We start from the raw sequence: 12,114 nt of genomic DNA on the forward strand, positions 1-12,114 counted from the left end.
TTACTCCTCCTTTGATTCGTAGTGAACCCAATATGATGATGTTTTAAATAAAATCAGCGTAATCAGCCCGACAATGATCAGCATGATCCACGCCATCGCCGAGGCGTAGCCCATTTGAAAATAGTTAAACGCCCGCTGGAACAAATAGAGTGAATACAATAGCGTCCCGTCAAGCGGACCGCCCTCGCCTTTTGAGATGATATAGGCCGGAGTAAAGGTCATAAAAGCAGAAATCGTCTGCATGACCAGGTTAAAGAAAATAATCGGCGTCAGCATCGGAAGCGTGATCCTAAAGAAGCGCTGCACGCGATTTGCGCCGTCCACGCTGGCCGCCTCCAAGTATGATGCCGGAATGTTTTTCAGCCCGGCCAGAAAAATCAGCATGGATGACCCAAACTGCCAGACGGACAGCAGAATCAGTGTCCATAACGCGCTTGCCGGGTCTTGGTACCAGAGAATTTTTTGATCGATCCCGACAAAAAACAGCAGCGCATTGATGACCCCGTCATTGCCGAAAATATTGCGCCACATAATGGCAACAGCCACACTTCCGCCGATGATAGAAGGCAGATAAAACAGCGTCCTGTAGATAGCCGTCCCCTTTGCCGCATTGTTTAAAATGACGGCAATAAAAAGCGCGAAGCCGAGGCGGAGCGGAACCCCGGCAAGCACGTACGTGAAAGTGACCTTCAGCGACTGCCAATACTTTTCGTCACCCGTAAACATTTCCTTATAGTTATCGAGCCCGATCCACTTCGGCGCCGTAAACAGGTCGTAGCTTGTAAAGGACAGAAACAGGGACGCGCCCATCGGAATCACCGTAAAACAGAAGAAGCCGATAATAAACGGAGAAATAAAAGCATATCCCGCCAGATTGTCTTTTCTCATACTCCAGCTTATTTTCATTCTGTCAGCCCCATTTCCCGTCAATTATTCCTCTCTAAAATGTCATTGGCCTGCTTCCGGAACGTTTTGGCGGCTTTTTCCGGCGATACCTTCTGATACAGAATCTGATCAGACGTATCCTTCAGCAGTTTAATAACCTCCGCGCTTCCCACCGGCTCCGGCGGATCGGCTTTGCTGATATTTTTCGATGCGGCTTCCACATATTCCACAATGTTGGCCTCTTCCTCATTCAGCCCCGGTTTAATGGCATTTGCCACCTTGTCGGATACCGGAACGCCCCGCTCGCCTTTAATCAGCTGGTTCGCTTCTTCATTATTCACGAAGAAATCGATAAACTTCGCGGCCTCTTTTTTATGCTCAGAGCTTTTCGGAATCGAAAACAGCATACTCGGCTTCAGTGTCAGCGCCTTTTCCTTCATTTGCTCCGGCGGCAGATAGAGAGAAAGCGGCGATTCTGTCAGCCGGGCAAAGCCTAAATATTGATTGGAGTAGTTCCATGTAATGGCTGATTTGCCTTTGACAATAAAGTCATCTTCCATCCCCTTAATTTGGGCGCTTTCGTCCGGTGTTGGCGACGTTTTTGCTTTGACCAGTCTCAGCTGCCTCTCAAAATAGTCAACAAACAGCTTGTCATCCTGGTACGCAAGGCCCGTGCCGTCCTCTTTATAAAAACGCTCACCCTTCGTGCGCAAATAATACGGGAAGAAAATATCAGGCGGGTGCATTCCGTTAGATCCGTAAACGCCGGCTTTTTCCTGCAGCTCATACGCCAGCTTCTCATAATCCTTCCACGTCCAGTTTTCCTGGTGAATTGAAACACCGGCTTTCTTCAGCAGATTATCATTGGCAATCACAGAAAGCACGTTGACCCCAAGTGTAAATCCGTAAAGCTTTCCGTCAATCTTTCCGCCGGACAGCATATTCTCATCGATTGAACTGACATCAATTGTTCCGTCCTTCATATATGGCGTTAAATCCTCAAGCTGATTTTTCTTTCCGTATTGCGCCAAATATGCCGTATCCATTTGAATGACATCAGGCAGCTGGCCCGCGGCAGACATTGGCGCAAGCTTCTTCCAATAGTCATCCCAGTTCGCAAATTCCGCTTCAATATGGACATGCGGATTCTTTTTCTCATATAATTCAATGACCTTTGTTGTATAGCCATGCCGCGGCTGTCCGCCCCACCATGCGATTCTGAGTGTAATGTCTTCTTTTTTCCCTGACGCTTCTTCCCCCGCAGAACATCCGCTGAAAAACAAGACGCACACAAGTGACAGCAGCACGTAGTAAACCTTCTTCACATCAATCCCCCCTTTAATGTAAGTGCTTACATTTCATTTTAAAGGGTTGTGACGAGGCGAAACACTCAAAAAACAGTGGCGAAAGTTAAAAAAACAGAGATGGCTATCCTGCGGAAGCGCCTCCCTGTTTTCTTCTGAATTCTGACGGTGTCAGACCGGTATATTTTTTAAAGACGAGACTGAAATACTTCGGATTATCACCGAATCCGATTTCTTCCGCGATTTCTGATACACTCACATCCCGCCTCAGCTTCATCTGCTTCATCGCATGCTCAAGACGCACCCGCGTAACATATTGGGAAAACTTTTCGCCTGTCTCCTGCTTAAAGATTTTCCCCACATAATCAGGGTTCATAAACAGCATATCTTTTGCTGCCCATTTTAGAGAGAGATTCGGATTGCCGAGCTCGTCGGCGACAAGCCTGTTGATTTTAGAAATCAATTCACTCCGCTTTTGGTCACCGGCCGTTTCAGTTGCTTCCCGGAACAGCTGTCCTGCGTCCCGCAGCTCCCCCGTCCGGCTGATGATCACCCGGCAGCCTGCAAAGCCGTCCGCCGCCTTTTTCTCCAGATCGGGCGTGCCCTCCTCCACGGCAAACACCGCACGTCCTCCGCTGCAGCAAAAAGCTGTCAGCGCGGAACCAAACGCCTCTCTGGCGGCAGAATCTTCAGGCTGAGCGTTCTCCGCGATGATAAGGCGAATCTTCTTTCCTGCAAGCGAAGGCGGCGGAGACAGATGGGTGACACCGGCGATCAAGCCTTCCAGGTATTGATCAGCCGCAAAGGAACGGATATGATTCAGCTCATGTTTCAGGTGGGCTGCTTTCTTCTTCCGCACATCACGCAGCTTCAGCTCGGCGATGATTTCCTCTAATGAACGGATAATCTGCTGCTCATTACAGGGCTTCAGCAAATAATGCCTTACCCCGTATTTCATCGCTTCCTTCGCGTACTCAAACTCCCCAAAACCAGACAGGACGATAAATTGCACGGGCGGGCAGACGGCTGACGCCTTTTTGATCAGCTCAAGCCCGTCCATACCGGGCATTTTTACATCAGTGATGACGATATGCGGCTGCTTGTTTACGATCTTCTCATACGCTTCAATTCCGTTCTGCGCTTTGCCGATTAAAGAAGCGCCAAGCGTCTCCCACTCAATGATCCCTGCCATTCCGTCAAGAATAATTCTCTCATCATCAGCAAGCAGTATTTTGTACATCACACCACCTCATTTCGGCACGGTATTGTCAGCAAAATCGCCGTTCCCTTCCCTTTTTCACTTTGAATGCGTAAGCCATACGGCTCCCCGAACATCAGTCGGATGCGTTCATGAATATTCCAGAGCCCGATCCCTCGTCCGCTCGTTTTTTCAAAAATACGTTCGTCCATGCCGGGCCCGTTATCTTCGACAGTAATACAGACGCAGTCCTCCGTTTTTTTCGCTTGAAGGCGGATGGCGCATGGCCGAGTAAAAGGCTCAAGCGCGTATTGAATCGCATTCTCCGCCAGCGGCTGGAGTATCAGCTTCGGAATTCGGCAATGCTTCACCTCATCGGCGATGTCCAGGGTGAAGTTCAAGCGCTCCTCAAACCGGAACCGCTGAATCGTCATATAGTGAAGCACAATATCCGCCTCCTCCTGAAGGGTCACTGTATCTTCTTTGATATGAATGCTGTTTCTCAGGAGAAAACCGAGCGATTCCACCATTTGAGAAATTTGCTTCTGCTGATTCGCTTTCGCCAGCCAATTGATGGACTCTAGCGTGTTATACAAAAAATGCGGGTTGATCTGGGCTTGCAGCGCCTTCAACTCTGTTTCTTTAATAATTAGCTGCTTTTCCACATTTTCTTCCATCAGCTCATTGATCCGCTTCATCATCACGGTAAAATGGCGGTTCAGCGTTCCGGCCTCATCCTGTGTGTGTTCCGGCAGTGACAGCGACACGCCCGCCTCAATCCCGCCGTGCTGCACCGATTTCATTGCGGACACAAGCTGCTCGATCGGCTCTGTGATGCTGTTGGCAATCTTCCGCCCGAATAGCAAAACCACACTGAAAAACAAAAGAAAGCACGTACCGATCACCGTTTTCATAAAGGAAATTTTCGCGAACATCTGATCAAAGGGGATAACATTGTAGTAGCTCCAGTTTTGATAGGATGATTGAAGGAAAGAAATAAAATAACGTTTGCCATTCTTTTTTACCAAGTCATAACCAGGATGCCGCAGCGTCTGCTTTGTCATCTCAGGCGTAAGCACCGATGCATGTGCCGAATATACCAGATTGCCGTCCTTGTCTGCGATCATCATATCTCCGACCGAATCGCCCCAATCCTTCGGCAAATCACGAATCATCTGTTTCACATTCACTTGAATCAGCACCATGCCCAAGCCATTTAAACTCAGCTGATGAAACGATCTGATTTGCCGCGCTGAAATCAGGACAGGATCTGAATTGCCCAAGGTCATCCAAAGATTTCTGCCTTTTTGCGCTTTCGCCCGTTCAAATACCTCTTCCTGCTGCTGCTTCATAAGGTCCGATGAACTGCTTCCGGCGGAATAATCTGAGCCCCGGGCATCAATCAAATGAATCGAATCAATGTACTTTTCATCGCCGGCATATTGCGCAAGCTGATCCCACAGCTCCTGCTTCATTTGATACTGGTCATACGTATCATCACGGTTTTGCATGCTGAGAATGCGCTGAATTTGTTCATCGGTAATGATTTCATACGATACATCTTCAATTTTCTTCAGCTCGTCTTCAATCCGTTCAGAAGACATCCGCAGCACCTCCGAGGATTTGCGGTAAATCTGCTCATCATAGACATGAAAAGCGTACTGCACCCCGCTGTATACAAACAGAAAGGACACGGCCATGATCAATGACAGAAACACAAACAGCTTATCCTTAATCTTCATCCGCCTGTACCAGCCCGCGACTCTTCCTTTCATGCCGCCTTTTCTTTCTCCTGACGCTGATCTATTGACATAAATGCTGTAAAGGACAGCTTCGTTAACAGCAAGCTCAGCGCGCTGCCGCTGAAAAACAGCAAAAACGTCATATGAAACAGCACAAGAAACAACATTCCGACCGCACCCGCTGCCATCATCAGCGTCACCAATGGCCGGCTGAAGGCAATCAAAAAGCTGATGCTCAGCACCTGTCTGAGCTTTACATCAAAATGAGAAAAGACCGGAAACACATATAACAGCACAAACACGAAAATCAATCCGATGCTCATAAACACATTCACCAGCACAGGCTGATTCATCTGAGCGGCAATCCGTATATCCGCAAACAAAAACAAGCCGGCCGTCACAAGAATGAGCCCCAACAGCTGAGCTGCACCCCACTCCTTCTTAAACGTCCGGATAAACACAGAAAACACCGGGACATCCGTGTTCCCCTTCGCCCACTCTCTCGCCACTGAAAACATCGCGGCCGTAGCAGGCATCAACCCAAACACGACCAGCCCGGCAAGAGAAAACAAGATCCACAGCACATTTACATAAGCCAGTCTCATCACCCATGTACAAAAACGATTCAGCCCATTTGTCAGGCTATGTATCATCGACAACACCTTCCCACTAAAGAAAACGCTTTCATTATAAAGTAATATGTATTTCTCCACTCGAAAGAAAATTCCTGCCGCCCCGTAAAAAATTCGACATCATTTGAGACGGCACATGTCTTACCTTCTCCTGATTTGCCTTTTCAACAGCCGGAACACCGTCTCGATCAAGTACCCGGCAAACGCTCCGACTATCACATGAATCCCAAGCATGCCCAGCGCCATGCCATCCCAGCCGCCGATAAAAAAGATGCTGCACCAAATTGTGATCATACCGAGAGCAAGCAGCCCACCCAGTATCCATTCCGGCCATTTATTTTGCGGCATCCTCAACCGCAGAAAAATGGAGACACAAGCGGAAATACAAGCCGTCGCAATGGCCATCACATAAAAAAAGATCATCCGCCCTGTCCTCCCTTTTCAAAAAGGCAAAAAAGCCCCCTAAAAAGGACGCTTATTCTGACTTGTTCAGTTCTTTCTCAAACAAATGAAACCCCGAGGCATCTGAACCCTTGAATTCATATCCCATTCTCCGGTAGAAGGAATGCAAGGCGTCGTTATCAGCAACACAGTCAAGACGGATCCGCTTCTTCCCCGGATACTCAACACCTGTCTCCGTCCATGTGAGAATCTCGGCCCCAAGCCCATTCCCCGCAAACCGGCGGCTGACCGCCAGACGGTGCAAATAAATGGACTCTTCGTGCCCCTCGCCTCCCCAAAGCGTTCTGTCCCACTCGCTCGGCTCAGGCAGAAGCATCACTACACCGGCCAGCTCTTGATCTTTCTGGAACACAAACACATGTCCGCTTTCAATCGAACCAACAATATCATGTGAGTCATGCCCCTCCAGCAGCCCGCTCCATTGGTCAGAGCCCCGGTCCCGCAGCCATTCAGCCGTACGGACGAGCAGTCCCGTTATTTGCTCTGCATCCTCACGATCTGCCGGGCCGGCGTGAAAATCATTTGCGACAGTTTCTTTCGTAATCTTAAAAGATGTCATAAAGGCCCCCCGATCAAAACTAAACTTACATGCATACCTTCATTATAATGCAAGCAAACGACAAAAAAACAGAATATTTTGTCTGTATGTAAAAGGACGCATAAAGGGAGCCCCCGCTGCCTGTTAAAAGAGTTTCTTCTTATCCCGTTCTTCTTTTAAAATCTCAACCGCTTCCCTGAAGCGCATAGAATGCACAATTTCACGTTCACGCAAAAACCGCAGAGAATCGTTCAAATCAGGATCATCCGAAATATCAATCAGCCACTGATACGTCGCACGCGCTTTTTCTTCTGCTGCGATATCTTCATATAAATCCGCAATCGGATCGCCCTTCGCCTGAATATAGCTTGCCGTAAAAGGCACCCCCGCCGCATTGTGATAAAAAAGCGCGCCGTCATGATTCGCGTAATGATCGCCAAGCCCGGCTTCACGCAGCTGCTCCGGCGTCGCATCTTTCGTCAGCTTATACACCATCGTCGCAATCATTTCCAGATGGGCAAACTCCTCCGTGCCGATATCTGTTAAAAGGCCGATGACCTTATCAGGAATGGTATAACGCTGGTTCAAATACCGGAGAGCCGCGGCCAGCTCGCCGTCCGCTCCGCCATATTGCTCAATCAAATACTTCGCCAGCGTCGGATTGCACGTGCTGACCTTGACAGGATATTGCAGCTTCTTTTCATACACCCACATTCAGGCATTCCTCCTTATACTTGCCACGGCCAAGGCCCTTTTCCCCAATCCCAATCCTCGCCCGCGGGGCTGTTTCCGAACTGCAAAAGCGGTCCGTAAGATGATTCGAACTGTCTTTTTAAGTGCCTCGAATAACCGGAATATTGATTAAATTGCTTCAGTGCGTCTTCATCATCAGGATGTGTATCTAAATACAGACTCAGCTCAACAAGCACAAAATCCGCTGCTTGAATCTGCTCAAGCTGGCGGTAATATTCCGCATCAACCTTTTTTGTCATGTGTGTCTCCCCCTCGATAAGGATTTTCATAAAAATCATAGAGATCCTTCCAAAGGGTGCCTTTCCTTAAAGCCTCCATCGGCGAAAACTGCTCCATATGCTCAGGCTGAAAGGTCATATAGAGGTTAGGCGGCGTTCTGTAATATTTCTTCCCTATGGGCGGACAGGGATCAAAACGGCTGTGAAAGGGCGTGTATGATTTAACAGGTGTAAACGGCTGCATATCCTTCATTTTGGCTCCTCCTTTCTCAAAAACAATGACCTTAATAGGTATGAGGCAGGGGGCGTCGTTATGACAAAAATCTTAATAAGGAAGCTTGATTTGTTTTTCTATACCCGCGATCCGGAGAGGTCCCAAAAGCGTTAAACGTGTTAATTGATTCGCCATACATAAAGGACTGTACTTCATGCCGCTTTCCAGCCAGGAACAAATCACCCCGATATGGGCGGAGGTGATATAGCTGACCAGTATCTCTTTCGGATCTGAAGCTGTTTCTCAGATTCTTCAATGGATGAAAGCAATTCTTCGTAAATTCGTTTCTGAACGAATTCCGCCATCAGACTTCTGAATTGAGGAAGCCCTCTGTCACTCAGCATCACTTGAAAGTACTCGGCGTGTTCATGGATGTACTCAAAGAGCTTCACAAATAAAACAGGCGGATGATCCTCATCCATACTGACCGGTTCTACCGGCGTATCAGGCTTAACCTGCTGGATTAAATCATCGAGAACCTCCGTCAGATTCAAAATCGGCACCGAAAACGCGGCAAGCCTTTTTAAACTCAATAGATAAAAAGAAGACCTTCGGCAAAGCCGAAGGTCTTTCTAGACTGTTCAGTCCAAAATGAGATCAGCGCGTCCAGTACGAAGCGTGATCAGCCGCAAACTCATCCAACGAGCGGGGCTCTTTTCCCGTCACACGCTTCACTGTATCCGTCACCCGATGTTCGGCACCATGGCGGATCGCTTCATCTAATTCCGCCATAAAGCGGGCGTAATCCGCAGGTAAACCTGCTGTTTCCATCCTGTTTTGCAGTTCGGAAGAAGACATGCTGACATGCGTCACCGGACGTCCCGCCGCGGCTCCGATGATCTCCGCCGCTTCAGCGTAGCTCAGCGCCTCAGGTCCCGTCAGAATATGATGAGTATTATGAGGCACACTGTCAATCAAAGCACGCACTCCTGTTTCCGCAATATCATCAGCATCAATAAAACCAAGTTTTCCCTCACCCGCCGCCGTGATGATCTGCCCCTCAGTTTGAATGGACATGCGATGCTGGACATTGATGAAGTTTTGCATGAAGTATGACGGCCGCAGCACCGCCCATTCCGGAAACCCGCGTACTGCACGATGCAATGCCCCAAACACAGGACCATCCTCAGGAACAGCGGACGCGCTGAGCATCACCACACGTTCAGCACCGAGCCGCTTTGCTTCCTTTAAAAATGGAAGCACATAAGGAGACGGATCAAACACACCAACCGGTGCAACGAGGTAAATCCGTTTCACCCGCTCCAATGCAGGCGTAAAGCTGGACTCATCCTTCCAATCAAAATATACATACTCCGCATTGCTAATCTCGCCCTTTTTCCTGCTCGCGATGCGAACGCTGTAACCCTGCTCAATTAACCGTTTAGCAATCCGGCTCCCTGTTGTGCCGGTTCCTCCCGTTATCAGAATCTGATCGTGACTCATCATTTTTCATCCTCCTCTGTTTGTACAAATGTTTCTCCAAATGTCTCATTGACGATAAGCGGATTCCAATAATCCTTATAATGCAAAATGCTGCCGTCCTTCGTTTCAATCACACTGATATAGGTTTGCCGGTAAGGCAGCCCAGTCGCGATCGCATAGCCTTCACATTGAAACTCCGCAATGATCGTGTTTGTATCAGCCGAGCGATACACTGTCGGAGCAGTAAACGCAGAAATATGAATGTTATCAGGAAAATCCTTAATATAATCGTAAATGGCCGCCTTCCCTTCAATTCTTTCCGGAAATCCCTCTGGCGCATAGGGAAACTCCAACACAGCATGTTCATCCCACAGCTCTGTCCAGCGCTCCATATCCTTTTCAAGCATATATTGCATAAATTGATTCAGTGTGTCACATGCTTTTTCGTATTCCGTCATCATCATGGATCATCACCTCGTTTTATTTTAGACCATTCAGTCCGAAAATTGCATCAAAGGGCAAAGCACCCTTTATCAAAAAAAGTTAATCAAGTACAGATAAACTCACTTCAACATAATTCTGAAGCTGGTCAAAATCAGCAGAAACCTTAGCGATAAACGTCAGAGACAGCCGGCTCTGGTTAAAATAACGGGCGAGGGCCGATATATCAAGATGCTCCTTCAATTCTCCTTCAGCCTGTGCCCTTCTCAGCGCCTGATAAAAGGCCGTCTCAAGCTGTTTCGTCTGTCCTTCAAAGTACCGGGCAAGGTCCGAATCATGCGGGATTTGTTCAATAGCGCTGTTGATGATAAAGCACGCCTTTGAACGTTCAGGATCTTTCAGGACATTCACACCCTCCTGAAAAATATCACGAATGGCTTCCTTGACAGAGCCCGGTGCCTCAAGCCTTTTCACAACAGCCGCGTTTTTTCCCTCAAGATACGTTTTCACAGCGGACAAAAACAGATCCCGCTTCGTTCCATACGTATCGTACAAACTCTGGCGCGCAATGCCTAAATGAGAAAGCAGCTCTTGCAGCGACGTGCCTTCGTAGCCATACTCTCCAAAAACCTCTATCGCTCTGCGCAAAACAAGCGCGGTATCGAATTCTTTATTCCTACCCAAACGAATATCACCTCCTGCAAGAAGATATTACCTTTTCCAGACTGAACAGTCAAGAAAAACAAAAAAACACCCTTGATCAGCAAGAGTGTCCGTTCTCCACGCTTTTTATTTATGACCGTCTTTTCCCCAGTGCCCCATTTGGTGGTGATGGTGCCCGTAGTTACCATCATGATGATGCCCATAATTACTGTCCTGATGATGCCCATAATTACTGTCCTGATGATGTCCGTAATTTCCATCCTGATGGTGTCCGTAATTTCCATCAGGGTAGTGGTGGTGGTGTCCATCATTATCATGGTGCATTCCGTAGCTCGGATAGCCTCCGCTTGGGTAGCCGCCGAATCCTCCAGACATGCCATAACCCGGGTAGCCTGCGCCTCCATAACCTGGATGGCCCATCCCTGTATACATGCCATGGCCCGGATAGCCCGCGCCTCCATAACCTGGATGGCCCATCCCTGTATACATGCCATGGCCCGGATAGCCCGCGCCTCCGTACATGCCGAATCCCGGACCGCCTGCACCATAGCCTGAGTAAGCGCCAAAACCGGGTCCGCAGCAGAAGTGTCTTGTATCAGTCATATCCAATCTCTCCTTCACATAGGTTACAGTCCAGCGTATGAGAAGGTCTTACAGATCGTATAGACACCTGCCTATAAACGGATAAAACAATTTCCCGGACAATAAAAAAAGCAGACCATGACAGTCTGCTCCTTTTTTATTCACCAAGATCTACGTTATGATACACCTGCTGAACGTCTTCCAAGTCCTCTAACGCGTCAATCAGCTTTTCGAACTGTTCTTTCGCGTCCTCAGGAAGTGTCACTTCACTTTGCGCAAGCATGGTCAGCTCCGCTACCGTAAATTCCTCAACGCCCGCGTTTTTAAATGCCTCCTGCACTGCATGGAATTGATCCGGCTCCGCATAGACGATCACGCTGTCATCCTCTTCTAAAATATCGCGGACATCGACATCCGCTTCCATGAGAATTTCAAGCGCTTCATCAGCCGTTTTGCCTTCCACACCAATAACAGCCGTCGCGTCAAACATGTAAGCAACAGATCCGCTCACACCCATGTTTCCGCCATTTTTTCCGAACGCCGCACGCACTTCCGGCGCCGTACGGTTCACATTATTCGTCAGCGCATCAACGATAATCATTGATCCGTTCGGCCCGAAGCCCTCATAACGAAGCTCATCATAATTTTCTTCCGCTCCGCCCTTCGCCTTCTCGATCGCACGTTCAATGATATTTTTTGGCACGCTGTAAGTCTTCGCGCGCTCAAGCACAACCTTCAGCGCCTGATTAGATTCCGGATCAGGCTCGCCCTGCTTCGCCGCCACATAAATCTCTCGGCCAAACTTTGCGTAAACCCGACTCGTATTTGCGTCCTTAGACGCCTTCTTCTCTTTAATATTGTTCCACTTACGGCCCATGATGTTCCACTCTCTTTCATATATATCAATCTAAATACTGTTATTCACTTTAACCATTATACCTCAAATGCTTTGGTTGTTTCGAGTGTCTTGCGTTAGAAATAGAAGGAATGCGGTAGTTTA

The 12,114-nt window shown here is 48.3% G+C and carries 17 protein-coding genes; all 17 read right to left on the reverse strand.

The genetic code is table 11. The features are described 5' to 3' along the window. Window positions 1-930 (reverse strand): carbohydrate ABC transporter permease, encoded by a 930-nt coding sequence (locus M1D69_RS17445; protein ID WP_458105367.1) that lies wholly within the window; start codon window positions 928-930, stop codon window positions 1-3. After that, window positions 927-2,210 (reverse strand): ABC transporter substrate-binding protein, encoded by a 1,284-nt coding sequence (locus M1D69_RS17450; protein ID WP_458105366.1) that lies wholly within the window; start codon window positions 2,208-2,210, stop codon window positions 927-929. The genes M1D69_RS17445 and M1D69_RS17450 overlap by 4 nt, the downstream gene beginning before the upstream one ends. A gap of 103 nt (window positions 2,211-2,313) precedes the next feature. Beyond that, on the reverse strand, window positions 2,314-3,429 hold the full coding sequence (locus M1D69_RS17455) for a response regulator transcription factor (protein WP_458105365.1): 1,116 nt from the start codon (window positions 3,427-3,429) through the stop codon (window positions 2,314-2,316). Beyond that, complete coding sequence (locus M1D69_RS17460; RefSeq protein ID WP_458105364.1) at window positions 3,429-5,162, reverse strand: cache domain-containing sensor histidine kinase; 1,734 nt, start codon at window positions 5,160-5,162, stop codon at window positions 3,429-3,431. Before M1D69_RS17460 ends, M1D69_RS17455 begins: the two co-directional genes overlap by 1 nt. Beyond that, window positions 5,159-5,788 carry a YesL family protein gene (locus M1D69_RS17465; RefSeq protein ID WP_227534121.1) on the reverse strand — a complete coding sequence of 210 codons (630 nt, stop codon included), beginning with the start codon at window positions 5,786-5,788 and terminating at the stop codon, window positions 5,159-5,161. The genes M1D69_RS17460 and M1D69_RS17465 overlap by 4 nt, the downstream gene beginning before the upstream one ends. Window positions 5,789-5,902: 114 nt before the next feature. Further along, on the reverse strand, window positions 5,903-6,184 hold the full coding sequence (locus M1D69_RS17470) for a YesK-like family protein (RefSeq protein ID WP_458105363.1): 282 nt from the start codon (window positions 6,182-6,184) through the stop codon (window positions 5,903-5,905). Between the two features lie 52 nt (window positions 6,185-6,236). Then, a complete protein-coding gene (locus tag M1D69_RS17475) occupies window positions 6,237-6,782 on the reverse strand; it encodes a GNAT family N-acetyltransferase (protein ID WP_458105362.1) in 546 nt (181 codons plus the stop codon). 123 nt (window positions 6,783-6,905) lie between these two features. Beyond that, the gene (gene cotJC / locus M1D69_RS17480; RefSeq protein WP_024120490.1) at window positions 6,906-7,475 is read right to left on the reverse strand and encodes a spore coat protein CotJC; all 570 of its coding nucleotides are present in this window, start codon (window positions 7,473-7,475) and stop codon (window positions 6,906-6,908) included. Between the two features lie 14 nt (window positions 7,476-7,489). Beyond that, the gene (gene cotJB, locus M1D69_RS17485; RefSeq protein ID WP_044163490.1) at window positions 7,490-7,753 is read right to left on the reverse strand and encodes a spore coat protein CotJB; all 264 of its coding nucleotides are present in this window, start codon (window positions 7,751-7,753) and stop codon (window positions 7,490-7,492) included. After that, a complete protein-coding gene (gene cotJA / locus M1D69_RS17490) occupies window positions 7,737-7,985 on the reverse strand; it encodes a spore coat-associated protein CotJA (RefSeq protein ID WP_024120488.1) in 249 nt (82 codons plus the stop codon). The genes cotJB and cotJA overlap by 17 nt, the downstream gene beginning before the upstream one ends. 72 nt (window positions 7,986-8,057) lie before the next feature. Next, a complete protein-coding gene (locus M1D69_RS17495; protein WP_458105361.1) occupies window positions 8,058-8,189 on the reverse strand; it encodes a TetR-like C-terminal domain-containing protein in 132 nt (43 codons plus the stop codon). Then, entirely contained in the window at window positions 8,186-8,539 is a 354-nt protein-coding gene (locus tag M1D69_RS17500) for a TetR-like C-terminal domain-containing protein (RefSeq protein ID WP_458105360.1), read from the reverse strand. The genes M1D69_RS17495 and M1D69_RS17500 overlap by 4 nt, the downstream gene beginning before the upstream one ends. Before the next feature lie 64 nt (window positions 8,540-8,603). After that, a complete protein-coding gene (locus tag M1D69_RS17505) occupies window positions 8,604-9,452 on the reverse strand; it encodes an NmrA family NAD(P)-binding protein (RefSeq protein WP_458105359.1) in 849 nt (282 codons plus the stop codon). Next, window positions 9,449-9,892, reverse strand: a complete 444-nt coding sequence (locus tag M1D69_RS17510; RefSeq protein ID WP_458105358.1) for a nuclear transport factor 2 family protein — start codon at window positions 9,890-9,892, stop codon at window positions 9,449-9,451. Before M1D69_RS17510 ends, M1D69_RS17505 begins: the two co-directional genes overlap by 4 nt. A gap of 79 nt (window positions 9,893-9,971) precedes the next feature. After that, window positions 9,972-10,553 (reverse strand): TetR/AcrR family transcriptional regulator, encoded by a 582-nt coding sequence (locus tag M1D69_RS17515; protein WP_458105357.1) that lies wholly within the window; start codon window positions 10,551-10,553, stop codon window positions 9,972-9,974. A 105-nt stretch (window positions 10,554-10,658) separates the two neighbouring features. Then, window positions 10,659-11,135 (reverse strand): spore coat protein, encoded by a 477-nt coding sequence (locus M1D69_RS17520; protein ID WP_458105356.1) that lies wholly within the window; start codon window positions 11,133-11,135, stop codon window positions 10,659-10,661. Window positions 11,136-11,271: 136 nt separating this feature from the next. After that, window positions 11,272-11,991 carry a YebC/PmpR family DNA-binding transcriptional regulator gene (locus M1D69_RS17525; protein WP_010333282.1) on the reverse strand — a complete coding sequence of 240 codons (720 nt, stop codon included), beginning with the start codon at window positions 11,989-11,991 and terminating at the stop codon, window positions 11,272-11,274. Between the last annotated feature and the right edge of the window lie 123 nt (window positions 11,992-12,114).

Source organism: Bacillus sp. PK3-037, from assembly GCF_054161355.1.